The sequence below is a fragment of the Labilithrix sp. genome (assembly GCA_019637155.1).
GTDB lineage: Bacteria > Myxococcota_A > Polyangia > Polyangiales > Polyangiaceae > Labilithrix.
The window spans coordinates 143,261-168,310 of record JAHBWE010000014.1 but is presented as its reverse complement, the minus strand read 5'-3'; the positions used below and the strand labels follow the sequence as shown (position 1 = coordinate 168,310).

The 25,050-nt window shown below is 69.7% G+C and carries 25 protein-coding genes; 15 read left to right on the top strand and 10 right to left on the bottom strand.

From position 1 onward, the window contains the following. The first annotated feature begins 103 nt into the window (after positions 1 to 103). From KF837_28505 to KF837_28480, 6 genes are read left to right on the top strand one after another with little or no spacing between them, the layout of a single operon-like run. Positions 104 to 1,894 (top strand): VWA domain-containing protein, encoded by a 1,791-nt coding sequence (locus tag KF837_28505; GenBank protein MBX3231299.1) that lies wholly within the window; start codon positions 104 to 106, stop codon positions 1,892 to 1,894. A 6-nt stretch (positions 1,895 to 1,900) separates the two neighbouring features. Further along, entirely contained in the window at positions 1,901 to 2,866 is a 966-nt protein-coding gene (locus KF837_28500; GenBank protein ID MBX3231298.1) for a hypothetical protein, read from the top strand. A gap of 21 nt (positions 2,867 to 2,887) precedes the next feature. Next, positions 2,888 to 3,316, top strand: coding sequence for a Mov34/MPN/PAD-1 family protein (locus KF837_28495; protein MBX3231297.1), 429 nt, complete (start codon positions 2,888 to 2,890; stop codon positions 3,314 to 3,316). Then, positions 3,313 to 3,564, top strand: coding sequence for a hypothetical protein (locus KF837_28490; GenBank protein ID MBX3231296.1), 252 nt, complete (start codon positions 3,313 to 3,315; stop codon positions 3,562 to 3,564). Before KF837_28495 ends, KF837_28490 begins: the two co-directional genes overlap by 4 nt. Before the next feature lie 22 nt (positions 3,565 to 3,586). Continuing rightward, the gene (locus tag KF837_28485) at positions 3,587 to 4,168 is read left to right on the top strand and encodes a ThiF family adenylyltransferase (GenBank protein ID MBX3231295.1); all 582 of its coding nucleotides are present in this window, start codon (positions 3,587 to 3,589) and stop codon (positions 4,166 to 4,168) included. Between the two features lie 24 nt (positions 4,169 to 4,192). Continuing rightward, on the top strand, positions 4,193 to 4,861 hold the full coding sequence (locus KF837_28480; GenBank protein ID MBX3231294.1) for a hypothetical protein: 669 nt from the start codon (positions 4,193 to 4,195) through the stop codon (positions 4,859 to 4,861). A gap of 3 nt (positions 4,862 to 4,864) precedes the next feature. Here the strand turns inward: KF837_28480 and KF837_28475 are convergent, their stop codons facing one another. Together KF837_28475 and KF837_28470 are read right to left on the bottom strand one after the other, a co-directional pair. Continuing rightward, a complete protein-coding gene (locus tag KF837_28475) occupies positions 4,865 to 6,298 on the bottom strand; it encodes a sigma-54-dependent Fis family transcriptional regulator (GenBank protein MBX3231293.1) in 1,434 nt (477 codons plus the stop codon). Next, on the bottom strand, positions 6,295 to 7,758 hold the full coding sequence (locus tag KF837_28470; protein MBX3231292.1) for a HAMP domain-containing histidine kinase: 1,464 nt from the start codon (positions 7,756 to 7,758) through the stop codon (positions 6,295 to 6,297). The genes KF837_28475 and KF837_28470 overlap by 4 nt, the downstream gene beginning before the upstream one ends. A gap of 196 nt (positions 7,759 to 7,954) precedes the next feature. On the opposite strand from KF837_28470, the gene KF837_28465 reads away from it, so the two are divergent. After that, positions 7,955 to 8,716, top strand: a complete 762-nt coding sequence (locus tag KF837_28465; GenBank protein ID MBX3231291.1) for a carbonic anhydrase — start codon at positions 7,955 to 7,957, stop codon at positions 8,714 to 8,716. 111 nt (positions 8,717 to 8,827) lie between these two features. Here the strand turns inward: KF837_28465 and KF837_28460 are convergent, their stop codons facing one another. Next, entirely contained in the window at positions 8,828 to 9,472 is a 645-nt protein-coding gene (locus tag KF837_28460) for a glutathione peroxidase (protein ID MBX3231290.1), read from the bottom strand. 211 nt (positions 9,473 to 9,683) lie between these two features. On the opposite strand from KF837_28460, the gene KF837_28455 reads away from it, so the two are divergent. Beyond that, complete coding sequence (locus tag KF837_28455; protein ID MBX3231289.1) at positions 9,684 to 10,601, top strand: GGDEF domain-containing protein; 918 nt, start codon at positions 9,684 to 9,686, stop codon at positions 10,599 to 10,601. A 149-nt stretch (positions 10,602 to 10,750) separates the two neighbouring features. Here the strand turns inward: KF837_28455 and KF837_28450 are convergent, their stop codons facing one another. From KF837_28450 to KF837_28440, 3 genes are read right to left on the bottom strand one after another with little or no spacing between them, the layout of a single operon-like run. Continuing rightward, positions 10,751 to 11,539, bottom strand: a complete 789-nt coding sequence (locus KF837_28450; GenBank protein MBX3231288.1) for an EAL domain-containing protein — start codon at positions 11,537 to 11,539, stop codon at positions 10,751 to 10,753. Further along, positions 11,536 to 12,315: a class II glutamine amidotransferase gene (locus tag KF837_28445; protein MBX3231287.1), complete on the bottom strand. Its 780-nt coding sequence runs from the start codon at positions 12,313 to 12,315 to the stop codon at positions 11,536 to 11,538. The genes KF837_28450 and KF837_28445 overlap by 4 nt, the downstream gene beginning before the upstream one ends. A gap of 21 nt (positions 12,316 to 12,336) precedes the next feature. Further along, positions 12,337 to 13,059, bottom strand: coding sequence for a phospholipase (locus KF837_28440; protein MBX3231286.1), 723 nt, complete (start codon positions 13,057 to 13,059; stop codon positions 12,337 to 12,339). Positions 13,060 to 13,186: 127 nt separating this feature from the next. Between KF837_28440 and KF837_28435 the strand changes: the two genes are divergently transcribed. From KF837_28435 to KF837_28405, 7 genes are all read left to right on the top strand, one after another. Further along, complete coding sequence (locus tag KF837_28435; GenBank protein ID MBX3231285.1) at positions 13,187 to 14,728, top strand: serine/threonine protein kinase; 1,542 nt, start codon at positions 13,187 to 13,189, stop codon at positions 14,726 to 14,728. 12 nt (positions 14,729 to 14,740) lie between these two features. Continuing rightward, positions 14,741 to 15,718 carry a hypothetical protein gene (locus KF837_28430; GenBank protein ID MBX3231284.1) on the top strand — a complete coding sequence of 326 codons (978 nt, stop codon included), beginning with the start codon at positions 14,741 to 14,743 and terminating at the stop codon, positions 15,716 to 15,718. After that, entirely contained in the window at positions 15,715 to 17,010 is a 1,296-nt protein-coding gene (locus KF837_28425; GenBank protein MBX3231283.1) for a hypothetical protein, read from the top strand. The genes KF837_28430 and KF837_28425 overlap by 4 nt, the downstream gene beginning before the upstream one ends. A 61-nt stretch (positions 17,011 to 17,071) precedes the next feature. After that, positions 17,072 to 18,067, top strand: coding sequence for a hypothetical protein (locus tag KF837_28420; GenBank protein ID MBX3231282.1), 996 nt, complete (start codon positions 17,072 to 17,074; stop codon positions 18,065 to 18,067). Between the two features lie 113 nt (positions 18,068 to 18,180). Next, complete coding sequence (locus KF837_28415) at positions 18,181 to 20,007, top strand: M1 family metallopeptidase (GenBank protein MBX3231281.1); 1,827 nt, start codon at positions 18,181 to 18,183, stop codon at positions 20,005 to 20,007. Beyond that, entirely contained in the window at positions 19,982 to 20,974 is a 993-nt protein-coding gene (locus tag KF837_28410; protein MBX3231280.1) for a cation transporter, read from the top strand. Before KF837_28415 ends, KF837_28410 begins: the two co-directional genes overlap by 26 nt. After that, positions 20,971 to 22,170 carry a hypothetical protein gene (locus KF837_28405; GenBank protein ID MBX3231279.1) on the top strand — a complete coding sequence of 400 codons (1,200 nt, stop codon included), beginning with the start codon at positions 20,971 to 20,973 and terminating at the stop codon, positions 22,168 to 22,170. The genes KF837_28410 and KF837_28405 overlap by 4 nt, the downstream gene beginning before the upstream one ends. Here the strand turns inward: KF837_28405 and mscL are convergent. The 4 genes from mscL to KF837_28385 are packed head-to-tail and all read right to left on the bottom strand — an operon-like array spanning position 22,167 to position 25,046. Continuing rightward, positions 22,167 to 22,595: a large-conductance mechanosensitive channel protein MscL gene (mscL, locus tag KF837_28400; GenBank protein ID MBX3231278.1), complete on the bottom strand. Its 429-nt coding sequence runs from the start codon at positions 22,593 to 22,595 to the stop codon at positions 22,167 to 22,169. The genes KF837_28405 and mscL overlap by 4 nt on opposite strands. Before the next feature lie 10 nt (positions 22,596 to 22,605). Beyond that, entirely contained in the window at positions 22,606 to 23,547 is a 942-nt protein-coding gene (locus tag KF837_28395) for a DUF481 domain-containing protein (GenBank protein MBX3231277.1), read from the bottom strand. Between the two features lie 44 nt (positions 23,548 to 23,591). Continuing rightward, positions 23,592 to 24,146: an AgmX/PglI C-terminal domain-containing protein gene (locus tag KF837_28390; GenBank protein MBX3231276.1), complete on the bottom strand. Its 555-nt coding sequence runs from the start codon at positions 24,144 to 24,146 to the stop codon at positions 23,592 to 23,594. Positions 24,147 to 24,155: 9 nt separating this feature from the next. After that, positions 24,156 to 25,046 carry a hypothetical protein gene (locus KF837_28385; GenBank protein ID MBX3231275.1) on the bottom strand — a complete coding sequence of 297 codons (891 nt, stop codon included), beginning with the start codon at positions 25,044 to 25,046 and terminating at the stop codon, positions 24,156 to 24,158. Positions 25,047 to 25,050: the final 4 nt, after the last annotated feature.

Genomic DNA, 25,050 nt, shown 5'->3' with positions numbered 1-25,050 from the left:
CCGTCGACTCTTGTCAGGCGGCGGAAAGGGGAGCGACGCTCGGGTTTCGTGCCGATCCGGCCGAGCGAGCAGGCGGCGCTCCGACGGTGACACGACCATGACCATGACCACCAACACCACTCCCCACCAGAGCATCCTCGCGGAGGCCCAGAAGGGGCCCGCCGAGAAGATGCTCGATCTCGTCCTCTCCTCGTCCGCCCACCTCTGGCACAACCGGCCCGGGCTCGACCTGAACGGGACGTGGCACGCGAAGCGCGGCGCGAAGAAGGACGTCCTCTCGCGCGGCACCGCGGTCAAGCCGGGGCTCTTCGTCCCCGCGGCGGTGAAGCTCTACGAGCGCCTCATCGACATCTACAACCTCAACTCGGAGCTCATGGCGCGCTTCGCGTCGTACGCGCTCACGCAGACCGAGTGGCGTGACCTCAAGGTCGCGTGCGCGGCGCTCATGCTCGTCCAGCCGCACGCCGGACAGCCGATCAAGGACGACGACGGAAGCGTCGGGTTCCACGACGACGACTGGCGCGCGGTCGGTGAGGCGATGGCGCTCTTCTACGAGAAGAAGAGCACCAAGATGCTCACGCCGAAGGCGGTCCTCCGCATCGCGGAGCTGCTCGAGACGCCCGATATCGCCGAGCTGAACCGAATCGCCGGTTTCGCCGACCCCGACTCGAAGAAGCCGCAGCTCGGCCGCTGGAAGCGCGCCGCGACGCGGTGGCTCGCCCTGCGCGAGAAGAACCTGCCGATGCTCCAGGGTCTCGTGAAGGCGGGATACAAGGAGACGATCAAGAACATCGCGCGCAAGTCCGGCTACAAGCCGGAGACGCAGGCGTTCTTCGAGGTCCTCGGCTGGAAGCAGAAGCAGTCCGCGGGAGGTCACCGTGAGGTGGGTCTCTCCGGGACGATGAAGCTGCAGAAGCGCGAGCGGTTCGACGGTCTCTCCGAGGCCGAGATCTGCGAAGCGATCGTCATGCAGAAGCTCTCGCACAAGGACGTCGTCGGACGGCTCCCGAAGGACATCGGGCTCACGCCCGCCATCATGGTGGCGCTGCTCCCGTCGCTCTCGGACCGTGACCTCCGCATGCTCACCCCCACGCTCGAGGAGCTCGGCCTCATGACCGAGCCCGAGATCCGCAAGCGCTGGGAGAAGGCGATCGCGCAGGCGACCGACCAGCGCGCGCTCAACATCGCGAAGAACGTCCGCTCGAAGGAGCTGAAGTCGAAGCTCGAGGAGGCGTCCGACAACGCGGCGAAGAACGCGGTGAAGGAGGCGACCGCCGAGCAGCCGATCGACGTCATGTTCCTCATCGACAAGTCCGGATCGATGGAAGGCGCGATCGACAAGTCGAAGGAAGCGCTGTCGCGTATCCTCGCGGGGTTCCCGCCGGAGCACGTGCACATCGCGAGCTTCGACACCGTCGGAACGGTGCTCAAGCCCAAGGCCGCCACCCGTGCCGCCGTGCAGCACATGCTCGGAGGCATCAAGGCGGGCGGAGGAACGATGCACGCAGCGGCGCTCCGCGCGCTGCATGCTTCGGGGGTCCGCATCGCGGCGGGACACCAGCTCATCGTCATCGTCGTCGGTGACGAGGCCGGTGAAGACGGCGCGCACCTCGCGCGCGCGTTCAACGACTTCGGCTACACCGTCGCGGCGATCGCGATGCTCGTCAACGTCTCGAGCGGCCGCGGAACCACGGTCCAGTCGTGCGCTCGCGCGCTCGGCGTCCCGTACTCCGAGGTGAAGATCGACCAGTTCGAAGACCCGTACCAGGTCCCCCGCGTCCTCGGTGCACTGCTCGAGGCCCCGAAGCTGGGGCCGGGAGCATCTGCGGTCGCCGCCCAGGTCGGTTGGCTCGAGCGCGTCCTCGCGACCCCGCTCCTCGCGCTGCCCTCGTAGGCGAGCTTGGATTACGGGAAGTTCCTGAACAAGAAGGAGGAGGCCGTCCTCGCGTACCTCGGCGGGCCCTTTGCCTATGGCAAGGACCGGCGGGTGCGCGTGGACGAGCCTCGTCCGCCCCCCGGCTTCCACCGCTTCGAGATCAAGGGCCGCAACGCCCGCGCGATCGAGGCGGTGGATTCGCCGGCGCTCGAAGGGCTCCCGCGCGTGCGTGGTCATCACGTGCGCGGGTGGCTCGTGTCGAGCGAGCTCAAGACCCGCGCGGAGCGCATCGAGCTCCTGCCCGCGGAGGAGCCGCCGCCGCTTGCGCTCGTGCGCGCGCGGCGCTGGCACTCGGGCGATCTCGTGTTCGAGTCGCTCGATTTCGACGGCGAGCCGGAAGAAGCCGCTCGCCTCAAGCTCGAACAGAAGGAAGCGCTCGGCGAGCTGAAAGGGGCCGCCCTCACGCTCCGCACCGCGTACGGCGTCGCGCTCGCGTCGGCGGTCGCGCGCGACGTCGGCGTCGACGTCAGCGTGCGCGAAGCGCTGTCCGCCGCCCGTCGCGTCGCCGACGAAGGCGAGCCCGCGGCGCGTCCGTTCCTCGTCGCCCTCGACGCGCGCCGCGCCGAGGAGATGGAGCGCGCGCGCATCCACGCGATCCTCGCCGGCCAGCGGCCGCGCGAGGTCGTCGCGTACCGCACGCCCGCGCGTCATCAGCCGTCCGTCGACAACGCCGCGTTGCGCGCGGAGGAGACCCTCGCCGCCGCGGACGCGCGCATGCTCTCGTGCCGCAACCTCGGCAACGGCAACGTCGAAGTGACGTTCATGTTCATGAGCGAGCGCTTCATCAGCGTGGTCGACGCGATCACGCTCCACGTCTACGACTCGGGCGTCTGCCTCGCGGGCGCGGACGAGCTCATCACCCTCGATGCGCTCCCGGGCGTCATCCGCGAGGCGATCGAGGACGACGTCCTCGTCATCACGCGCCGCTAGCGTGACAACGATTCGAATCCCATGCGTGAAGTCTTCCTCCTCGTCGACGACAACCAGAACGTGCTCTGGTCGGACGCCTCCGACAGCCCGGTGCTCCTCCCGGACTCGCGCGCGCGCTGGGAGGCGATCTGGTCGCGCCGCGATCGGATCGCCGAGATCGTGCACTCGCACCCGGTCGGCCCGCTCGCGTTCTCGCGCGAGGACGAGACGACGATGGCGGCGCTCGTCTCGGCGCTCGGCAAGCCGATGACGTTCGCGGTCGTCGCGCCGCACGGCATCGTGCGCCGCGTGCAGAGGCTCGCCTCGGACGAGGGCCCGCCCGCGCCGGACGAAGTGCTCTCCGGCGCGGAGCCGTGGTGGGCCGCCCTCTTGCGGATGGCCTCCGGAATGAGCAGAGATAAAGCCCGGCCGGCTGTGGCGGAGCGGTCCGAGAAAGAGAAGATCCCATGAACCAGGCAGTCCTCAACATCACCTACAACGGTCTCTCCGCCGACTACCCGCTCGACGTCGACTACCAGCTCAACGATCGGGACGTTCGTCGCATCGCGATCGAGGTCGTCCGCTCCGGCGGCGTCCGCGGTCTCCAGGTCGCGCACCTGCGCGACAACGCCTTCGACGACTACGTCGTCGACCGCTTCGACACGCCGCAGGGCGGCCGTCGGATCTACCTGCGCCCGAAGGTCCCCTTCGGCTGCTGACTTCGCCTGAAAGGAGGCGAGCATGAAGCGCATCGTTTTCTGTGGGGTCGGGGCGCTGGGCTCCAACGCCGTCGTCCTCTGCCGGAACCTCGAGGCGCAGCTCGTGCTCGTCGACTTCGACCGCGTCGAGTCGAAGAACTGCCTCTCGCAGGCGTTCGTGAAGCCGTCGGTCGGGAAGAACAAGGCCGAGGCGCTCAAGCTGCAGCTCGCGAACTTCTGGGGCGTGAAGGCGGAGTCGTTCGGCGTGCGCGTCGAAGAGACGAACGTCGCGACGCTCTGCGGGAACGCGGACCTCGTCGTCGACGCGTTCGACAACGCGAAGTCGCGGCGCACGCTCTCGACCTGGGCGCGCGCCGCGGACAAGCCGCTCGTGCACGCGGCCGTCTCCGCCGACGGGACCTTCGGGCTCGTGCGGTGGGACGAGCGCTTCGTCGCCGACGAGGAAGGCGCGCCCGGACAGGCGACGTGCGAGGGCGGCGAGCACCTGCCGCTCATCGCGCTCGTGTCGTCCACGCTCGCGCGCACGGTCCAGGACTTCGTCGCGAAGGGCACCAAGCGCGACGCGATGATCGCCCTCTCCGGCGTCACGGTGACGGCGGAGTAGGGCCGCTCGGTGTATGGTCGAGCCATGGGACGGAGCGCCGCCTCGGACGGGAAGAAGCCGACGCCGGGGGACGTGATCGCCGTCCCCTTCGGCAAGCGCGGCTACGCCTTGGTGCACGTGCTCGAGGTGAGCCGTAGAGACAGCGGCGTCATCGGCGTCCTCCCGCACTTCTCGACCAAGGTACGGTTCGACGCCGAGGTGACCCCTTCGAGCTATCTCCGGCACCCTCATTGGGGACGACACCTGGCCGTTCAACTCACTGGTGTCGGATGGGGGGCCTGGAAGGTGGTCGGCCAGAGAGCTCTCCCCACGTCGCTGAAGATCGACAAGTCCAAGATGACGGGGAGCTCCCCCACGTGCGTCGCGATGGAGAACATCCTGGAGGCGCTGCACAAGGCCAAACAGGTGGACCCGAAGTACCGTTGGTACGGGTCTCCAAGGATGTTTTCACCCAAGATCAGGGCTCACGTCGTCGACAAGATCGACCAGAGCATGAAGTTCTTCAAACAGAAGAAGCTCCTGAACAAAGCCGGCCTCGATTCGTACGCGCGCGACGGAGTGCACGAGGGCTTCGTCTTGGACTCGGACGTCCTCACCGCGAAGGGGACCACCTTCCTGAACGAGATCGTCTCCTTCGACGCCGACTACGAAGACCACCTGGAAGAGTACTGGAACGAATACCGCCCCGCCTGAGCCTCAGTCGCGGCGCGGGGTGACGCCGTGGCGGCGCATGAGGTCGTAGAAGTCGGTGCGGTTGCGCTCGGCCAGCTTCGCGGCGGCGGTGACGTTGCCGCCGGAGCGCTTCAGGATCGCGTGCACGTAGGCGCGCTCGAAGGCGTCGCGGGCCTCGCGGAGCGGGGGCGGAGCGGGCGCGCTCGCGGGGAGGTAGGGCGCGAACATCGCCTCCGAGCCGCGGGCGATGTCCGAGAGGCCGCCCGCCGGCGCGGGAGAGGTCGCGGTGCCGATGCCGGGCAGGTGGTTCACGTCGAGCTCGTCGGAGCGGCAGAGGAGCACCGCCGCCTCCATCACGTTCTCGAGCTCGCGCACGTTGCCCGGCCACGGATGGGCGGTGAGGACCGCGAGCGCGCGCTGCCCGAGCTTCGGCGCGGGGCGGTTCATCCGCGCCGCCGCGCGCTCGAGGAACATCTCCGCGAGGAGCGGGATGTCGTCGGCGCGATCGCGGATCGGCGGCATCGCGATCGGGACGACGTGCAGGCGGTAGAAGAGGTCCTCGCGGAAGCGCTTCTCCGCGATCTCTTGCCGGAGGTCGCGGTTCGTCGCCGCGATGATGCGCACGTCCGCCTCCTGCTCCATCGTCGAGCCGACCGCGGTGTAGCGGCGTTCTTGGAGGACGCGGAGCAGCTTCGCCTGCACCTCGAGCGGCGTCTCGCCGATCTCGTCGAGGAAGAGGGTGCCCTTCTTCGCCGCGCCGAAGAGGCCCTCCCGATCCGCGACCGCGCCCGTGAACGCGCCGCGCTTGTGGCCGAAGAGCGTGCTCTCGAGGAGCTCCGCGGAGAGGCCCGCGCAGTTCACGGCGACGAAGGGGCCGTCCTTGCGCGAAGAGAGCGCGCGGATGCAGCGCGCGACGAGCTCCTTGCCGGTGCCCGACTCGCCGAGGATGAGGACCGTGCTGTCGGAGCCGGCGACGAGCGCGATCATCTCGCGCACGCGCTCGATCGCGGGGCTCACGCCGACGAGGCGCGTTCGATCGTCCGGCGCGCCGACGAGGCGGCGCAGGCCGGCGAGCTCGCGGCGCATGCGGCTCGCTTCGATCGTCTGCTTCACCTTCTGGAGGAGGTCGTGATCGTGGAACGGCTTCGTGACGAAGCCGGTCGCGCCCTTCTTCATCGCCTCGACCGCGAGGTCGATCGTGCCGTGCGCCGTGATCATGATGACGGGCATCTCCGCGCTCCGCTTCGCGACGCCGTCGAGGACGTCGAAGCCGTTCTCGTTGCCGAGGCGGAGATCGAGGAGCACGCAGTCGAACTGCTCGCGGCCGACGCGGGCGAGCGCGCCCTTCACGTCGTGCTCGACCGAGATCCGGTAGCCGGCGGCTTCGATGCGGATGGAGAGGAGCTCGCAGAGCTCCTGATCGTCGTCGACCAACAGGACGTGAGGGACGTCGCTCATGTTTGCTCCGTGGCGATTTCGAGGCGGAACGTCGTGGTGTCGGCTTCGCGCGAGACCGCGACGTCGCCGTGATGCGCGCGCGCGACCTCGCGCACGATCGAGAGGCCGATGCCGATGCCGGCCGGGCGCCCCGCCGCCTTCACCGCGACGGCGTTGAACGGCTGGAAGAGCTTGTCCGCGAGCTCCGGATCGAGGCCCGGTCCGTTGTCGTGCACGTCGATGCGGACGCGGCCGTCGTCGAGCGTCGCGACGACGCGGACCTTGCTCGCCTTCGGCGAGACCGACACCGCGTTGCGGACCAGGTTCGCGATCGCGCGCTCCACGAGCGCGCTGTCGAGCGTCATGCTCGGGAAGGTCCCCGCCGCGTCGACCTCGATCGTGACGCCGCGCGCCGTCGCCTCGGGCCGCTCGGCCTCCGCCGCGGCCTCGATGATCCGCACGATGTCGCAGCCCGCTTCGCGCTGCACCGGCATGCCCGAGCCGATGCGCGTCATGTCGAGCAGCGCCTCGACGATGCGCACCTCTTGCTCGCACGCGCGGCTCGCGAGGGTGACGACGCGCTTCTGCTGCGCGCTGAGATCGCCCACCGTCCCGTCGGAGAGGAGCGCGAGGGCCTCGCGGAGGCGGCCGAGCGGCGAGCGCAGCTCGTGGGAGACGCTCGCGAGGAAGCTCTGCTTCATGCGATCGAGCCCGAGCAGCTTCTCGCGCGTTCGCTCGAGATCGAGGCGCAGCGCCTCCACCTCGTGTGGGCCGCCGACCGACGCGATCGGCGTGAACTCCCCTTCCCCGAGGCGCCGCGCGGCCGCCGCGAGCCGCGCGATCGGTCGCGTGACGCTCGCGGCCGTCCAGCGCACGACGATGACGGCGGCGATCGCGCCCACCGCCGCGACGATGAGGCCGCTCCGCGTCGTGCGGCTGCCGATGTCGCGCGCGCGAGCCTCCTTCGCTTCGATGTCGGTGTGCACGTCCTGCAGGCGATCGATCCACGTGTCGGTCAGCTCCTCGTCGAGGCGAAGGCGCCGCTCGTCCGAGCTCTGACGCGTGAGGAAGGCGCACGTGCCGCCGGCGAGCGCGTCGTCGGCGAACGTCTTGTACTTCGCGGCGACGTCGCGGAGCGCGGGCGCGACCTCGGTCGCCGTCCGCGTGCTCACCTCCTCGAACTGCGCGCGCGCCTCGGCGAGGTGCTGGCGAAGCGGGACCTCCGACTTCCCCTCCACGCAGTCGTTGCGTCCGTGGCGGAGCGCGACCTCGACCTGCCACGCCGCGCGATGGAGCTCTTCCTCGGCGTCGAGCGAGGAGAGGCGCTGGTCGCGGATGACCGTCATCACGCCGAGCATACGCACGAGCCCTTGCAGCGTGACGACGAGGAGCACAGCGAGGACGACAACGAGCGCGCCGTGCGTAATCCCGAGCCGGGTCGCGAGGGTGGACGGCATCCGGGTCGCGAGGGTGGACGGCATCGGCCTCGGATCTTAGACACGCGCGCAAATGCTGCCGCGCTATTTCGCGCCTATTTTTCCGTGTCGGAGGCCGCCGACGTCGCAGCGTCGGGCGCGGCCGACGACGGCGAACGCGGCCGTAGCGCGAAAGCGCACGATCGCGGGGAGATCGCGCCGCGGCGCGCGAAGGCACGAGGATTGAAGTGGCTCCCGAACCGTGAAGTCGCTCAACGATGGGATCCGTCGCTATGAAACCCTCCAGCGGCCGCGCTACAGCGCGCGCTTCGCCGAGCTCGCGAGCGGGCAGGACCCGCTCGCGATGTTCATCGGCTGCGCCGACAGTCGCGTGGTCCCGCACCTGGTCGCCTCCGCCGGGCCCGGCGATCTCTTCGTCGTCCGCAACGTCGCGAACCTCGTGCATCCCCATTGCGACGACGGACACGGCGCGGACGTGAGCGTCGCGTCGGCGGTCTGGTACGCGACGGAGGTGCTCGGCGTCCGCGAGATCGTCGTGTGCGGCCACTCCGGCTGCGGCGGCATGCAAGCGGTGATGGGCGACGTGGCGCCGGAGCATCTCCAGCGCTGGCTCACGCCCGCCGCCGCGTCGCTCGCGATCTGGACGGAGCGAGGACCGTACGATCCGTCGTACGCGCCGGTCGATCAGCTCTCGCAGATCAACGCGCGACGGCAGCTCGACAACCTCCGCACGTACGAGCACGTCGCGCGCCGCGAACGCCGCGGCGAGCTCACCCTCCACGCCTGGTGGTTCGACATCCCGAACGCAAAACTCCTCGCCTTCGACGACACCCACGACCGCTTCATCCCCGCACTCAACGTCGGGGCTTCGCCCCGACACCCCACCCCAGACACGGCCCTCGCGCTTCGCGCTCGGGGCGCTTCGCGCCCGCTTGCGCGGCCGCTTCTGGGGCCCCGGGGCTCACGCAGCGTTGGTGTGCAACGGGCGAAGGCCTCGACGTGAAGGCTTACCTAGGAGCGTGTAGCGCAAAGGCCAAAATCGGCGCTTCGCATACAACCTGTCGCGGTGCGTTTGTTCCGCACACCACGACGGCTGGTAGAAAAATTCTATGTCCTACGGGCTCCTAGCGAGCTCGGCGGAGATGGTGTTGTCGATGTCGCTGCCCTCGTTCGGGACGACGTCGCGGGCCCAGCGTTTGACGACCTTGCCGTCCTTCGAGACGAGGAACTTCTCGAAGTTCCACGAGACCGGGTCCGACATGCCGGGCTGCGACGCGAGCCACTTGTACACCGGCTGCGCGACGACGTTCTTCGCCGTGTCGTCGATGACCGGTCCGATCGTGAAGAGCGGGAACGTGATGCCGTACTCGTCGGTGCAGAACTCGCTGACCTCCTTGTCGTCGGCGAGCTCCTGGTTGAAGGAGTCCGACGGGAAGCCCAGCACGACGAACTTCTGCCCCGTCTCCTTGTACTTCTCGTAGAGACCCTGGAGCGGCTCGTACTGCGCGGTGTACCCACAGTTCGAGGCGCCGTTCACGATGAGGATGACCGATCCCTCGTACGCGCAGAGCTTCTCCTCCTCCGCGCCGAGGCGCTTCACGGAGAGCGCATAGATCGAGCCGGGCGCGCCGGTGCACGTCGCCGCGACCGGCGGCTTGTCGGTGTCCTCTTCCGTCGTGCCCCTCGGCTTCTCGCCTCCGCCGCCGTTGACGGCGGCCGGGTCCGGGGTCGCCGGCACGTCCTTGGTCTCGCAGCCCACGGAGGAGAGGAGAGCGACGAGCGCGACAGGAAGAAGAGGAATAGGCCTCATCCACACAGTCTTTCACGTCCTTCTCTCGTGACAAGACGCGAGCGCGAGAACACTTCAACGTGGAATGTGGGTGGGTGTTTGCCGTCCTTGACCCTGTTCCGAAACCTCGGCACCCTAACAGGTCATGGCGACTGATCCCCCGTTTCGAGCTCGGCCGAGCATGCCGGCCGATCGCGACGAGGGAGAGGCGACCCGGATCACGAGCCTCGCCAGCCTCGAGTCCGAGCTCCGCGCCCGACGGCGGCAGGTCGCCGCGTATCTGGTGGTCTTGCAGGGCACCAACGTCGGAGAAATGCACAAGCTCGAAAACGGCGAGGTGGTCATCGGCCGCGCCGCGAGCGCCACGCTGCGACTGAACGACGACGGTATCTCCCGGCGTCACTGCCGCGTGTTGTCCATCGGCGGCCAGGTCGTCATCGAGGACCTCGGGAGCGCGAACGGCACGCTCGTGAACGGCGAGATGATCCAGCATCACGTGCTGAAAGAGGGCGACAAGATCCGCCTCGGCGCGACGACGACGCTGAAATTCACGTATCAGGACAAGCTCGACGAGAGCTTCCAGCAGCAGATGCTGGACGCCGCGCTGCGGGACGGCCTCACGCGCTGTTACAACAAGAAGTTTTTCCAGGACCGCCTCGAGACCGAGTTCGCCTACGCGAAGCGGCACAAGACGATGCTGTCCTTGGTGATGTTCGACGTCGACTACTTCAAGAAGGTCAACGACACGTACGGCCACCTCGCCGGCGACGCGGTGCTCGTGCATCTTGCACGCATCACGCAGATGACCATCCGCACCGAGGACGTCCTCGCGCGCTACGGCGGCGAGGAGTTCGCGGTCGTCTCGCGCGGCATCCCGCTCCTCAACGCCGGCGTCCTCGGCGAGCGCCTCCGCGCGCGCGTCGAGCAGGAGATCTTCGACTACCAGGGCACGCGCCTCCCGGTCACGATCAGCGTCGGCGTCGCCGCGCTGCCGGAGGCGCAAGCGACCCAGCCCTCCGAGCTCATTCGCGACGCCGACAGCGCGCTCTACGAAGCCAAGAAGTCCGGCCGCAACCGCGTCTGCATCAATGGTTTGTAAAGTCGGAGCCCCCGCTCCAAGACGAGATGTCTGCCGGCCGTGCCCGGGCCCCAGAAGCGGCCGCGAAAGCGGGCGCGAAGCGCCCCGAGCGCGCAGCGCGAGGGCCGTGTCTGGGGTGGGGTGTCGGGGCGAAGCCCCGACGTTGAGAGCTATTTCTTCTTTGGCGGGACTTGTTCGAGCTTGCGCATGGTGACGCGGGGGGTGACGTTGACGGGCCAGGTGATGGGGGGCGGGGGGAAGGCGGGGCGCGCGAGGAGGTAGCCCTGGCCGTAGCGGGCGCCGGCCTCCTGGACGGCCTCGAGCTCCTCGACCGTCTCGATGCCCTCGGCGACGACCTGGGCGTCGAGCTCGCGGCAGAGGACCACGATCGCGGCGACGAGCTTGAACATGCGCGTGCCCTTGCGGAGGCCGGCGACGAGATCGCGATCGAGCTTCACCACGCGCGGCTGGATGTCGGCGATGTAGCGGAGGTTCGAGTAGCCGGCGCCGAGGTCGTCGACGACGAGGTACACGCCGCGCTGCCGGACCTCCGCGAGGATGCTCTGGCAGAGACGGAAATGCGAGAGCGGTACACCTTCCGTGATCTCGAGGTACACGTCCTCGGAGTGACGGAAGATCGGATCGTCCGGCTGGACCACGAACTTGTCGTTCAGCTCCGCGGGGTGGATGTTGAGGAAGAGCGGGTGGCCGGGGCAGCCCTCGACCGCCATCTCGCGGATGATGCGCCCGAGCTGGCCCGTCACGGTGTGCTTCACCGCGGCGGCGAAGAGGTCCATCGGGCCGTTGAAGTCCGCCGACTTCGAGCGAACGAGCGCCTCGTACGCGAAGATGCGCTTCGTCTTGAGATCGACGATCGGCTGGTAGACGACGCTGACGTCACGATGATCGAGCACCCGCTTGATCGCGACGGTCGTGCGGCGCGGCGGTCCGGACGTCACGAGGCGAGGGTCTCCGCGAGGCGCCCCTTGCGAAAGACCCACATTTCTCCGGGCACGCCGATCGTCCACGACTCGTCGCGCGTCAGCGGCGCGGTCGCGATCACCGCGACGCGATCCTTCGGCGTCGTCACGGTGGAGAAGTCGACCTCGATGTCGTCGTCGGCGAGCGTCGCCTTCCGGAACGGCGCCTTGCGAATGATGTACGTGAGCTTCGTCGCGCAGCGGGCGAAGAGCTGCTCGCCGTCGGCGAGGAGGAAGTTGAACGTGCCGCGGTCGCCGATCTCCGCGCCCGCCTTCGCGACGGCGCGCGCGAGCGCGGGAGCGCCGGGGTAGCCGTTCGGGAAGCGCTGCTCGAGGCGGTTCATCAACGCGCAGAACGCGTGCTCGCTGTCGGTCGTCCCGATCGGGCTGAAGCGCCCCGCCGAGAGCCTGCGCGCGCCCTTCACCGTGCCGTTGTGCGCGAACGTGAAGTGACGCCCCCACAGCTCGCGGACGAACGGGTGCGTGTTGGCGAGGTTCACCGGGCCGCGCGTGCGCTTCCGCACGTGCGCGATCGCGAGCAGCGTCTTGATCGGGTTCTTCCGGATGTACTCCGCGAGCGGCGACTTCGCCGCCGCCGACGGCTCGAGGAACGTGCGCACCGAGCGCTTCTCGTAGAGCGCGAGGCCCCAGCCGTCCGCGTGCGGACCACGCACGCCGCCCCGGAGTGCGAGCCCCGAGAACGAGAACACGATGTCCGTCGGGACATTGCACTCCATTCCAAGGAGCTCGCACATGCTCGGACGTTCGAACGTATATCAAGCGCGCGCGCGGATCCATGCGCTCAAGTGCCCGAGCGTGGAGAGCGGGATCGTGTGCGGGCCCGAGAACGGATCGAACGTGACGTCAAGGCCTCCCTCCTTCAGCACCGACGAGAGGCGCTCCGCCATCCCGTACGAGAGGATCGGATCGGTCCGCCCGTGGCTCTGGAACACGGGGAGCCCGCGCCGTCCCTCGAGGAGCGGCCGCCATTCGGCTTCGGCGATGAGCGTGCCGGAGAGGAGCACGAGCCCGGCGAGCCTCCGCGACGGATCGCGGAGCGCGACGTCGAGCGAGAGCATCGCGCCTTGCGAGAAGCCGCCGAGGATCAGCCGCGCGTCGGGCGCCTCCTTCGCGAGCGCGTCGAGCATCGCGTTCACCGCCGCGCGCGCCTCCGCGAGCCCTTCGGGAACCTCGCTCGACATGTCGCGCTCGAGACCCGACGCCATCGCGAGCTGGAGGCGCACCATGTCGATCATCCACCACGCGCGCGCGTCGCCGTACATCCGCTGGCCGGTGATCTCCGCGAGCGCGTGGACCGCCTCCGGGAACACCAGCGTCGTGCCGGGAGGGACGTCGATGGCGTCGGCGAGCCCCGCCAGGTCGTCCCCCGGCGCGCCGAAGCCGTGCAGGAGGACGACGTGGAGCGGCGGCTTGTCCTGCGTTTCCGCGCCCTTCACGAAACGGCGGACGGTCAGTGGTCCCAGCGTGCTCGTCGACATGGGTGAGCATCCTACTCATGACAACTCGATCTTGGTGGATCGAAGATGCTCCATCTACTCGGAATTTCTCTGCTAATCGGGTTGCTCGTCCATCGTCGGAGAGCGTACACTTCCAGTCGGGACGTCAATGTCGAATGCCTCCGTAAAGCCGGGCGACGTGCTCGCCGGGAAGTATCGCGTCGAGAAGGTCCTCGGCGCCGGAGGCATGGGCTACGTCGTCGCCGCGCGACACCTGCAGCTCGATCAGCTCGTCGCGATGAAGTTCCTCCGCAAGGGGGCGATCGAGAACACCGAAGCGTCCGCTCGTTTCCTCCGCGAAGCGAAGGCGGTCGTGAAGCTGAAGAACGAGCACGTCGCGAAGGTCTACGACGTCGGCACGCTCGAGGGCGGCGAGCCGTACATCGTCATGGAGTACCTCGACGGCGCGGACCTCTCCGCGATGGCGAAGGAGCGCCACGTCCTCCCCGTCCCCGAGGCCGCGGAGTACGTGCTGCAGGCCTGCGAGGCGCTCGCGGAGGCGCACTCGCTCGGCATCATCCATCGCGACATCAAGCTCGCGAACATCTTCGTCACGCGCGGCCCCGCGGGGAGCCCGCTCGTGAAGGTCCTCGACTTCGGCATCTCGAAGACGAACCCGTTCGGCGAGTCCGAGCACGACATGACGCGGACCGCGTCGATGCTCGGCTCCCCGCGCTTCATGTCGCCCGAGCAGATGCGCGACCCGCGCGCCGTCGACGGGCGCACCGACATCTGGTCGCTCGGCGTCGTGCTCTACCGCCTCGTCGCGGGGCGCCCTCCGTTCGAGGCCGACACGCTCGGCCGCCTGCTCACGATGGTCATGCACGAGCAGGAGATGCCGCTCTCCTCGGTCCGGAAGGACCTCCCGCCCGGCTTCTCCGAGATCGTCGCGCATTGCCTCCAGAAGGACCCGGCCGTTCGCTTCGCGAGCGTCGCCGATCTCGCGCGCGAGCTCGCGCCGTACTGCGTCGAGCCGGAGCGCGCGCGCGCGAGCGCCGATCGCATCGCCGCCGTCGTCGCGATGCCCCACTCGAACCGGAGCGACGTCTCGCATCCGCTCGTCGCCCCGATCACGGGCCCGACCGGCCCGAACCTGCCGCCGATCCAGCCGCGTATGGCGAGCATGCACTCGGTCCGGAGCACGGGGCGCAACACGGGGCGCAACAGCCATCCGCCGGGCGCGAGCGACACCGGCGGCACCGCGTCGCCGTGGGCCTCCGGCACGCACAGCGCGCTGAAGCCGCGCGGCCACATGACGACGATCATCGCGGCGCTCGGGCTCGCGGTCCTCCTCGTCGGCTCGCTCACGTTCGCCAAGGTCCGGCAGGCGAACAACCTCCGCGAGCGCGAGGAGGCCGCCGCGCGCGCCGCGATGGCCGCCGCCGCGGCCGCGCCGCCGCCGGTGCTCACGACCGCGCCGATCGCGCCGGTGCTGCCGCCGCCCGCGATCGCGCCGGCGCCGACCGCGCCCGAGGTCTTGCCCACCGCGACGCCCACGACGCCCGCCGCGCCCGCCACCGGGGTGCCGAAGGCCGAGCCACCTCCGCGACGGCCGCAGCCGGCTCCGCGCCCCGCGTCGCGCCCGGCGCCCGCGCCACGTCCTTCCCCGGCGCCCAAATCGGGTGAGGATATTCCGACGACACGCGATTAGCCTGCTTACGCCATGAAACAGGGCTGCGTCATTGCATCGTTCGCTCTCGCCGTGTGCCTCGTCGCGCCCGTCACGCAGGCCGGCGACAGCGAAGGCGGGGCCGCAGCGGCGGAGTCGCTCTTCCAGGAAGCGCGCAAGGCGATGGAGTCGAAGCGGTACAGCGAGGCGTGTCCGAAGTTCCTCGCGAGCCAGAAGCTCGCCCCCGCGATCGGCACGCTGCTGAACCTCGCCGACTGCTACGAGAAGAACAACCAGCTCGCGAGCGCGTGGGCGCGCTTCCACGAGGCGATCGCGATGGCGCAGCGGCTCAACCGCCCCACGCGCGAGCAGACCGCACGCGAGCGCGCCGACAAGCTCGAGCCTCGCCTCATCAAGCTCTCGATCCAGTCGAAGGCGACGAACATCGACGTGAAGCTCGACGGCAACACGATCGATCCCGCCGCGCTCGGCACGCCGATCCCCGTCGACGCGGGCAAGCACACGCTCGAGGCGTCGGCGAAGGGCAAGAAGACGTTCACGACGACGGTCGAGGTCAGCGACACGAAGAACAAGACGCCGAGCGTGGAGATCCCTCCGCTCGAGGACGCGCCGGAGGAGAAGACCGACGGACCGAAGGTCATCGAGCCGCCGAAGGAGCAAGGCCGGGGCTGGAGCGGACAGAAGACGCTCGGCGTCGTCGTCGCGAGCGCGGGCGTCATCGGCCTCGGCGTCGGCGGGTTCTTCGGCCTCCGTACGTCGTCGCAGTGGAAGGAGGCGCAGACGCACTGCAACGGCAACGAGTGCGATCAGACCGGCGTGAACCTCGCCGCGCAGGCGAAGAGCTCGGGCAACATCGCGACGATCGCGAGCATCGCCGGCGGCGCGCTCCTCATCGGCGGCGCGGTCCTCTTCTTCACCGCGAGCGACGGCGGCAGCTCGGCGAAGAGCCACGGCCCGGTCCGCGTCGGCATCGGGCCGGGCTCGCTCGTCCTCGGGGGCACGTTCCAGTGAACGTCGTCGCGCGCGCGCGAGACGTCGCGTTCGCGTGCGTGCTCGTGGCCGGCGCGACGTTCGCGTGCAACCAGATCGTCGGCGTCACGGAGGTGAAGCTGAAGAGAGACCGGAACGACGCCGGCGAGGTCGTCGGCGACGACGACGACGACGACAACACCACCCCCCCGCCGCCGGTCGACGGCGCGACGCAGGAGAACAAGCTGACGGTGGTGCTCGGCGAAGCGCACACGTGCGCGCGCAAGACGGACGGCACGGTGAAGTGCTGGGGCGACGACTCGCAAGGCCAGACCGGCACCCTCGGCGCGGCGGCCGACGCCACCACGAGCGTGGTCGCGACGCCGGCGGCGGTGACGTCGATCACCGACGCGCGCGCGATCGCGGCGGGCCGCGTCCACACGTGCGTCGCGCACGTGAGCGGCAAGCTCTCGTGCTGGGGCTACAACCTCGACGGTCAGCTCGGCAACGGCAAGAGCGGCGACCGCAGCCCCGCGCCAGTCGAGGTCGCCGGCGGCATCACGAACGCGTTCGCGGTCGCGGCCGGCGGCAACTTCTCGTGCGCGCTCCGCGGCGCCGGCAGCGTCGTGTGCTGGGGCGGCAACGGGAGCGGGCAGCTCGGCTCCGGCGACACGAGCCCGAGCCTGACGCCGCGCGCGGTGGCGGGGCTCAGCGGGATCGAGCGCATCTCCGCGGGGCAGGCCCACGTCTGCGTGGTGCGCGGCGAAGACGGCAAGGTGCTGTGCTGGGGCGAAGGCGGCAACGGCCAGCTCGGCAACGGCAAGACGCAGGGCAGCTTCGAGCCGGTCGAGGTCGCGTCGCTGCCGAAGGCCGTCGCCGTCTCGGCCGGCGAGCGCTCGACGTGCGCGCTGACGGAGACCGGCTCGGTGCTGTGTTGGGGCGCGAACGAGGTCGGCCAGCTCGGCAGCGGCGCGGCGAACACGAACCCCAACCCGTCGCCGATCTCCGTCGCCGATCTGCGCGACGCGGTCGCGATCGCGTCCGGACGCAACCACACCTGCGCGGTGCGGACGGGCGGCCAGGTCGTGTGCTGGGGCGAAGGCAAGGCCGGACAGCTCGGCGACGACGTCCAGCGCGACGCGGGCACCGCCGTTCCGCGCAGCGTCCCGGTGGCGCGGCTCGCCGACGGCTTCCGCATCGGCGCCGGCGCCGAGCACACCTGCGCGACGACGACGTCCGACGCGATCACGTGCTGGGGCGCGGGCGATCGCGGCCAGCTCGGCAACGGGCAAGCGGTCGGGACACGCGCCCCCGTCGCCGTCACCGGCCTCTGATCGACGAACGGCCCGCGCGCCGAGCTCTGAAGGGACACGCGGACGGGCCGTTAGGGATGACATGCCGATCGCGAGCGTCTTCGTCGCGACGACCGATCGAGCGCTCCGCGCCGAGCTCGAGGCGCTCTCGTGCACGGTCGTCGACGCGGTCGATCCCGAGCTCGATCTCGCGTTCGTCGAAGACGCCGGCGCCGCGCGCGAGCTCTCGCCGAGGACCAAGGTCGTCGTCGTCCTCCCCGCCGGCGACGACGGCGACGTCGTGCGACACGTCCGTCTCGGCGCGTTCGACTTCGTCCGCCGGCCGCTCGATCGCGCCGAGCTCCGCGCCGTCGTCGAGCGCGCGCTCGAGCACCGTTGGTCGCGCGCGAGGCGCATCGAGGAGGCGGTCGCGAACGATCGCCTCGTGGCGGTGGCCGAGCTCGCGGGAGGTGTCGCGCACGAGATCGCGAGCCCGCTCACGTACCTCCTCGGCAACGCGCACTCCGCGATGGAAGAGATCGCGCGGCCGGGCTTCGATCCGAGCGAGCTCCGCGCGATGCTCGACGACATCAAGGAGGGCGCCGAGCGCATCGGCGACATCACGCGCGATCTCCGCGTGCTCTCGCGCGGCGCCACCGCGGAGCCCTTCGACACCGGCGACGTGGTCCGCTCCGCGCTCCGCATCGCCGGCTCCACCATGCGCGCCTCGCTCGAGGTCGGCGCGCACGTCGAAGGTCCCGCGCCGGTCCGCGGCAGCCCCGGCCGGCTCGCGCAGGCGTTCCTCCACCTCTTCGTGAACGCGGCCCAGGCCGCGAAGACGACGGGGAAGAGGGTGAAGCTCGACGTCGGCGTGAAGCGCGACGGCGACGCGATCGTCGCGACCGTGCGCGACGAGGGGCCCGGCATGCCGCCGCCCGTCCTCGCGCGCGTCTTCGACGCGTTCTTCACGACGCGCGATCGCTCCGGCCTCGGCCTCTTCCTCACGCGCGCGATCGTTCGGGAGCACGGAGGCTCGATCGACGTCACGTCGGAGGCCGGACGAGGCGCCACGTTCGTCGTCCGTCTCCCCGCGGCCTGATCAGATGGATCGCAGAGGCTCCGGGCGACCTTGTCGCCGATCCACCCACACACCTCCCGAGCTCAATCATTTCCTACGGTTGCGCGTGGCGCGGAGGCTGCGTCACGGGAGCCGTGACCCGCGCGTTCGTCTGCCTCGCCACGCTCGCGGCCGCCGTCGCGTGCGGGGCGTCGCCGGCGCCCGACCGCGCGGTGACCGGCGACGACGCGGAGATCCGCTTCCGCGCGGGCGCGATCGACGAGGCGCTGCCGGAGGTCGACGCGCTCGGCTACGAGGTCGAGCTCGCGGTCGACGACACGCCGAACGAGGAGTCGTTCCGCGCGACGGTGACGGGCACGTACGTCGCGACGGAGGACCTCACCGAGCTCACGCTCGATCTCGACGGCAACGAGATCGACGACGTGAGCGTCGGGGCGCGTCCGGCGGAGCACACGCGCGACGGCGCGACGCTGCGCGTGACGCTGCCGGAGGTGGTGAAGCGAGGGAGCACGTTCTCGACGCGCATCGCCTACCACGGCGCGATCCGCCAGGCCGACGGCCAGGACCCCGACGACTTCGCCGGGTTCGGCGGCTTCATGGTGAAGCAGAAGAACACGGACGGCGCGCGCATCTTCACGACGCTGAGCTGGCCGTCGAAGGCGCGGCGCTGGCTGCCGCTCCGCGACCATCCGCGCGACGCCGCGATGGTGACGTTCGCCGCCACCTTCCCCGCCACGTTCACCGTGCTCGCGAACGGCAAACACGTCCGCACCGACGACGCGCCGAACGGGCGCACGTGGCGCTACGAAGCGCTCACGCCGATGCCGACCTACGATTTCCACGTCGCGGCGTACGAGGGCTGGAACGTCGATCGAGCGAGATCGGCGTCGAAGGTGCCGATCGCGTCGTACACGTACGCGAGCGGCAAGCCGAAGGCGAAGAGCATCTTCGGCGATCTCGGCGCGGCGCTCGACTACTTCGAGGGCTTCGTCGGCCCGTATCGCTGGGGCACCGCGACGTTCATCCAGGAGCCGATCTTCGGCGGCGGGATGGAGCACGCGTCGGTCGTGAGCATGGACGAGACGCTCTTCGTCGCGGACGATCCGAAGGAGGCGCGCGCGGTCGCCTTCCACGAGCTCGCGCACCACTGGAGCGGCAACCTCGTCCACTTCCGGCGCTGGAACGATCTCTGGCTCTCGGAGGGCTTCACCGAGTACCTCACCGCGCGCGCGATCGCGCGGCTCGACGGCGCCGAAGCGGGCAAGGCGCACTGGCGCGGCTACCTCTCCGACGTGCTGAAGCAGGACAAGGTGGACCCGCATCCGCTCGCGCCGGCCGGCGAGGAGATCGACGTCCTCGAGATCTTCGACAGCATCCCCTACGCGAAGGGCGCGCTCACGGTGCGCATGCTCGAGCAGATCGTCGGCGAGGCGGCGTGGGCGAAATTCCTCCGCGGCTGGTTCGATCGCCACGGCTTCGGGAAGGCGGTCGACACCGAGCAGCTGCGGAGCGAGCTCGAAGCGGAGACGAAGAAGGACCTCCGCCGCTTCTTCGAGACGTTCGTGCGCGGCGAGGGGCACCCCGAGCTCAAGGTGTCCTACGCGTCGAGCGGCGACGACGACGGCGTCGACGTCACGATCGAGCAGCTCCAGACGACGGGACCGGCCGGCGGCTTCGCGTTCCCGCTCGAGCTCGATCTCGTCCGCGAGGACGGCGCGACGGAGCGCGTGGTCATCGACCTGACCACGCCGAAGGTGACCCGGCACTTCGCGACGAAGGTGAAGACCGTCGTCGCGGATCCGGACGAGCTCGCGCTCGCGGTCGTCGGCTGCGGCCAGACGAGCCCCCTCGAATGCAAGCCCGCGTACCGCTGCAGCGTCGTCCGGAGCGGCTTCTCTGCATGCCTCCCGCGGTTAAGCGATACTCCGCCGGGCGATGAGCGAGCCAAAGGAGCCCCCTGAGAAGGACGCGAAGGAAGACAAAGACGACGACACGAGCCACATCATCCAGTCGTTGGTCGTCAACCTGATCATCGCCTCGGTGAAGGCCGTCGCGGCGTTCTTCACCAAGTCGGGCGCGATGCTCGCGGAGGCGCTCCACTCCTTCTCCGATTGCTGCAACCAGCTCCTCCTCCTCGTCGGCGTGAAGCAGGCGCAGAAGCCGGCCGACGACACGCACCCCTTCGGCTACGGCCGCGCGCTCTACTTCTGGTCCTTCATGGTCGCGCTCCTCCTCTTCAGCGGCGGCGGGGCGTTCTCGATCTACGAGGGCGTGCACAAGGTGATGCACCCCGAGCCGGTCGAGCACGTGTGGGCCGGCATCCTCGTCCTCGTGGTGTCGTTCGCGCTCGAGGGCTCGGCCACGCTCTCGAACGTCAAGGAGCTGAAGAAGCGGGCGAAGGGGAAGCGCTTCTTCAAGTACCTCCGCGACACGACCGACTCCGACCTCGTCGTCGTGTTCGGCGAGAACTCCGCCGCCGTCCTCGGCCTCGGCTTCGCGATGATCGCGCTCGCGCTCGCGTCGACCACGAACGACGGACGCTGGGACGGGATCGGCAGCATCGCGATCGGCCTCGTCCTCGTCGGCGTCGCGGTCTTCCTCGCGATCGAGGTGAGCTCGCTCCTCCTCGGCGAAGCGGCGCCGGCGGAGATCACGGAGGCGGCGCACGCGGTCGCGAAGAAGCTCCCGCAGCTCGAGCGTGTCCTCAACGTCGTGACGATGCAGCAGGGTCCGGGCGAGGTCCTCGTCCACGTGAAGATGGCGTTCATCCCGTCGCTCACGATCGAGGAGGCCTGCAGCGTCATCAACGAGTACGAGGCGGCGCTCCGAAGAGAGCGGCCGGAGATCCGGTGGGTCTTCGTCGAGCCGGACACCCCGAAGACGCCGTCACAGCTCGCAAAGAACGCTAAGATCGCCTCCGCCGGATGAGCGATCACTGGAGCAGGAAGCCGAGGGTCGTCGGCGTCAACGCCGCGCGGCTGCGCCTCTCGCGCGAGGAGCGGTTCTTGCTCGCGCGCGTCGACGGGCAGCTCACCCTCGCCGATCTCGGCAACGTCACCGGCCTCGGCGCCGAGCGCGTGGGCGACCTCGTCGCGAAGCTCGCGGGAGCAGGCGCGCTCCACCTCCCCGAGGCCGCGCCGTCGGAGCGCATCGTCCGCCGCCCGCCGCCGAAGCCGAAGGACGACTACGTCCCGCCGCCGCCTCCTCCCCCGCCCGAGCCGGAGCCCGAGCCCGAGCCGATCGCCGACGACGAGCTGCCCGAGATGACGCCCGCGCTCGCGGAGGCCTTCGAAGAACCTCCCCCGCCCGAGCCGCCCGCGCCCGACGAAGAGGCCGCACCCGCCGAAGAGGCCGCACCCGCCGAAGAGGCCGCGCCGGCGGACACGAGCGCGCCCGATGAAGACGCGGGCGCGATCGCGGTGCGCGAGGGCAACTACCGCGAGCTCTACGAGAAGGTGTGGCACAAGCAGACCATCGACGTGCGCATCGCGCGGGCGAAGGAGATCCGCGGGCCCGACCTCCTCGCGCTCTGCTTCGATCCCGAGGCGCGCGTGGTCGCGGCGATCCTCGAGAACACGGCCACCACCCTCGAGCACGTCCGCCTCATCGCGTTCCACCATCGCACCGGCACCGGCCTCGAGATGCTCGCGCGGCGCGCCGACTGGATCCGCGACGGCCTCGTCGAGCGGCGCCTCTTCCGCAACCCGCAGCTCCCGGACGTGGTGCTGAACCGCCTCATGAACGCGAAGCTGGTGCTGCACACGTACAAGCTCGCGATCGACCGCGACATCCCGGAGACGACGCGCGTGAAGCTGCGCGGCATCCTCAAGAAGAAGTGGGGGACCGCGCCGCCCGAGCAGCGCGCGGAGCTGCTCCAGCGCACGGAGGCGCGCTGCCTCACGCTGATGACGGGGTGCACCTTCGACGCGAAGACGACGGGCATCCTCTGCGGGCGCCCGATCAACTCGGCGATGTTCGTTCAGTCGGTCGCGAAGTTCGGCGCGTCGCCGCCCGGCCTCCTCGCCCACCTCATCAAGCAGCCGTTCGTCCGCAAGAACGTGGCGCTCAAGAAGATGCTCCTCGCCCACCCGAACATGCCGGGCGACGTGAAGCGCAGCATCTAGCCCTTCGCGGGCTCCGCCTTCGCGTCCTTCGCCTTGAGCAGATCGCGGATCTCGGTGAGGAGGACCTCCTGCGCCGGCGGCGGGGGCGGCTTCTCGTGCAGCAGGCGGTGCATGAAGCGGACGATCCAGAACACGATGAACGCGATGATCAGCAGGTCGATGAACGACTGGATCGCGGCGCCGTAGCCGATCGCGACCTCCTTCACCACCTCCTTGCCGTCGGGCCCCGTCTCCGCCGGCTGGAGCACGTACTTCAGCTCGCTGAAGTTGACGCGGCCGGTGATGAGGCCGATCGGCGGCATGAGGACCTTGTCCGTGAGCGCCTTCACGACGTTGCCGGAGGCCGCGCCGATGATGACGCCGACCGCGAGGTCGACGAAGTTCCCTTTGAGCGCGAACTCGCGGAACTCTTTGAAGAACGACATCGGGGGAACCTCAGAAGAGGGAGTAGACGAGGTTGACGGACATGATCGAGTCGAGCGACTCGACGGTGGGGAGCGGCTTGTTCTCGTAGCGCGCCGTGTACGCCACCGCGAGCGCGAGGTGGTCGGAGACGTTCGACTTGAGACCGACGTCGAAGATGAAACGGTAGGTCCCGATGTCGGCGAAGTTCTGGAGGTACTCGACGCTCGACACGAGGGAGACCTCCTTCCGCAGCTTGTTCTCGTAGCCGAGGAAGAGACGCGCGTTGTGCAGCGTCTGCGTCTTGTCGAGCCGCGTCGGGAGCGTGCCGGGCGCCGCGTCGTCCGGCGGCGGCACGGTGCGCGAGCCGTCGCGGCGGATGTCGTGCTGGAGGTCGTAGCCGGCCTCGGCCTGGAGCCGGTGCGTCTTCTCGTTGAGGAAGTAGTACGCGACGCCGGGGTCGACGTTGAGACGGAGGTCGAGGCCCTGGAAGCGATCGCGGCGGCCGGTCGACTGCAGGAACACCGAGACGCGCTCGCCGAAGTAGTAGTCGTAGCGGAGGAGGCCTTGGTAGTTCTCGACCGTGGTGTCGATGAGCTCGCCCTTCTTGCCGGCGCGCGCGAAGTTGCCCGTCAGCGCGGTGCTGAACTGGTGCTCCTCGCGCCGGAGGCGGAGGCGGCCGAGCGTCGTGAGCGCGATCTGACGCGCGTTGCCGGCGGAGAAGAGCCCGCCCGCGCCGATGCTGACGTCGGTCACGTGTTTGGGATCGTCCTCCACCGGCGTGGCCGACACGACCATGCCGCCCTTCGCGATCTCGTTCGCGCCGTCGGCGGCGGAGGTCGAGCTCTGGACCGTGCCCTCCGGCGCGGTCGCGGGCGGCGCTCCGGCGCCGGCTCCGCTGGGCTGTGCGGACGCGGTCCGCGCGGTGAGGGTGAGTCCGAGTGCAGCGAGGAGACAACGAAGAGCGGGGCGCATGGCCGCGCTCTCTATTCGAATCCCCCGATTTAGTCAGCTCGAATCTAGTGCGGAGTCGGGAACGTGATCGGGATCGTGATCGTGCTGTCCCAGCACTTGTCGACCTCGGGGAACGGCGTCCCCTTCACCGCCTTGAGCATGCAGTCGGCGACCGGATCGGGCAGCGTCTTCTCGATCACCTTCGTGCTCTTGATCTTCCCCTTCACGTCGACCGTGACCTTGATCTTCACGGTGCCCATCAGGTTCGGATCCTTCTTCTTCCCCTCCGCGTAGCACTCCTTCAGCTTGGGGCGCGCGCGCTTCTCGAAGTCGACGCCGACCGGCGTGCACTCGTCCTTCGTCTCGCCGATGATGCCGGTGTTCGGGTTCGACGCCGGCGCCACGGGGGCGCCCGCGTCCTCCGCGGGGGTGGCGGCGACGGGTGTCTCCGCCGGCGGCGTGGAGCTCGCGGCGGCGGGCGGCGACGACGCGACCGGCGGCGTCTCCGTCGGCTCCGTCGGCGGAGGGTTCGCGGGAGTCGCGGGCTCCTTGGTGGAGTCGCCGCACGCGGTGGCCAGCGCGAGCCCGGTCGCGAGCGCGAGGGAGAGGAGGTGCCTCATGGCGCCATCCTAGTCGATGTCGCCCACCTTCTGGGGCTCGTCGTCGTCGTCGTCGACGCTCGCCGCCAGCGCCGCGGTGAGCGAGGGCAAGGGCCGCCCGCGCTTCTTGAGCATGTCGAGGACGAGGTACGTCGCGACGGCGGCGACGAGGTGCTTCAGCGTGTGGCCTCCCACGACGTGGCCGCTGACCTCCCAGACCTTCGCGTCGAAGTGCTCGAGCGCCTTCGCGCCGACGTAGACGACGGCGACGAGGAGGAGCTCTCCGCCGCGCGAGTACCGCGGCTTGAAGAGGAGCATCATCAGCGGGAGCGCGACGATCGGGAAGAGCTGGACGAAGATGTAAAAGCGCAGGTCGCCGCGCCCCGCGTCCTCGGAGAGGCGCCACTGCACGACGCTCGCGATGCCGGCGAACACGAGCGGGAGCAGCACCATCCGCGACCAGTAGATGCTCACGCGCTCGGCGATCATCGCGGCGAAGAGCGCGGTGAAGCCGATCGCCATCGGGAGGCGATCCCAGAAGAGGCGCGTCGTCGACGGCGCGAGGTGGTAGTAGCCGGAGCCGAACGCGGTGAGGAGCACGCCGAGGAAGAAGAGGACGTACGCCGGGCGCTCGCGCATCGACTCGAACGCGGTGTGCGCGCCGGGGCGGTAGGGTCCGTCGGGATCGCGCGTCGGGCCGCGGCGCAGGAACGCGATGCCGAGCCAGCCGACGACGAAGAACGGCACGTTGGAGAGGACGTTCAGCGCGTTCGGGATGCGCCAGATCGTCCGCGTGTCCGCGAACGTGTGGTAGCCCTCCGGCTGCGGAATGCGGCCCATCCTGTAGAGGAGCACTGCCGCACCGACGGCCACGAGCATGATGAGGAAGGCGCGCGGCCCTTTCCTCGTCGTCTCCTCCATCGCG

Bases quoted from the DNA above. Each gene is read 5' to 3' on its own strand.
- KF837_28505 (MBX3231299.1), top strand. From the start codon at position 104: ATGACCACCAACACCACTCCCCACCAGAGCATCCTCGCGGAGGCCCAG.
- KF837_28495 (MBX3231297.1), top strand. From the start codon at position 2,888: ATGCGTGAAGTCTTCCTCCTCGTCGACGACAACCAGAACGTGCTCTGG.
- KF837_28490 (MBX3231296.1), top strand. From the start codon at position 3,313: ATGAACCAGGCAGTCCTCAACATCACCTACAACGGTCTCTCCGCCGAC.
- KF837_28485 (MBX3231295.1), top strand. From the start codon at position 3,587: ATGAAGCGCATCGTTTTCTGTGGGGTCGGGGCGCTGGGCTCCAACGCC.
- KF837_28480 (MBX3231294.1), top strand. From the start codon at position 4,193: ATGGGACGGAGCGCCGCCTCGGACGGGAAGAAGCCGACGCCGGGGGAC.
- KF837_28475 (MBX3231293.1), bottom strand. From the start codon at position 6,298: ATGAGCGACGTCCCTCACGTCCTGTTGGTCGACGACGATCAGGAGCTC.
- KF837_28470 (MBX3231292.1), bottom strand. From the start codon at position 7,758: ATGCCGTCCACCCTCGCGACCCGGATGCCGTCCACCCTCGCGACCCGG.
- KF837_28455 (MBX3231289.1), top strand. From the start codon at position 9,684: ATGCCGGCCGATCGCGACGAGGGAGAGGCGACCCGGATCACGAGCCTC.
- KF837_28445 (MBX3231287.1), bottom strand. From the start codon at position 12,315: ATGTGCGAGCTCCTTGGAATGGAGTGCAATGTCCCGACGGACATCGTG.
- KF837_28440 (MBX3231286.1), bottom strand. From the start codon at position 13,059: ATGTCGACGAGCACGCTGGGACCACTGACCGTCCGCCGTTTCGTGAAG.
- KF837_28435 (MBX3231285.1), top strand. From the start codon at position 13,187: ATGTCGAATGCCTCCGTAAAGCCGGGCGACGTGCTCGCCGGGAAGTAT.
- KF837_28430 (MBX3231284.1), top strand. From the start codon at position 14,741: ATGAAACAGGGCTGCGTCATTGCATCGTTCGCTCTCGCCGTGTGCCTC.
- KF837_28420 (MBX3231282.1), top strand. From the start codon at position 17,072: ATGCCGATCGCGAGCGTCTTCGTCGCGACGACCGATCGAGCGCTCCGC.
- KF837_28410 (MBX3231280.1), top strand. From the start codon at position 19,982: ATGAGCGAGCCAAAGGAGCCCCCTGAGAAGGACGCGAAGGAAGACAAA.
- KF837_28405 (MBX3231279.1), top strand. From the start codon at position 20,971: ATGAGCGATCACTGGAGCAGGAAGCCGAGGGTCGTCGGCGTCAACGCC.
- mscL (MBX3231278.1), bottom strand. From the start codon at position 22,595: ATGTCGTTCTTCAAAGAGTTCCGCGAGTTCGCGCTCAAAGGGAACTTC.
- KF837_28395 (MBX3231277.1), bottom strand. From the start codon at position 23,547: ATGCGCCCCGCTCTTCGTTGTCTCCTCGCTGCACTCGGACTCACCCTC.
- KF837_28390 (MBX3231276.1), bottom strand. From the start codon at position 24,146: ATGAGGCACCTCCTCTCCCTCGCGCTCGCGACCGGGCTCGCGCTGGCC.
- KF837_28385 (MBX3231275.1), bottom strand. From the start codon at position 25,046: ATGGAGGAGACGACGAGGAAAGGGCCGCGCGCCTTCCTCATCATGCTC.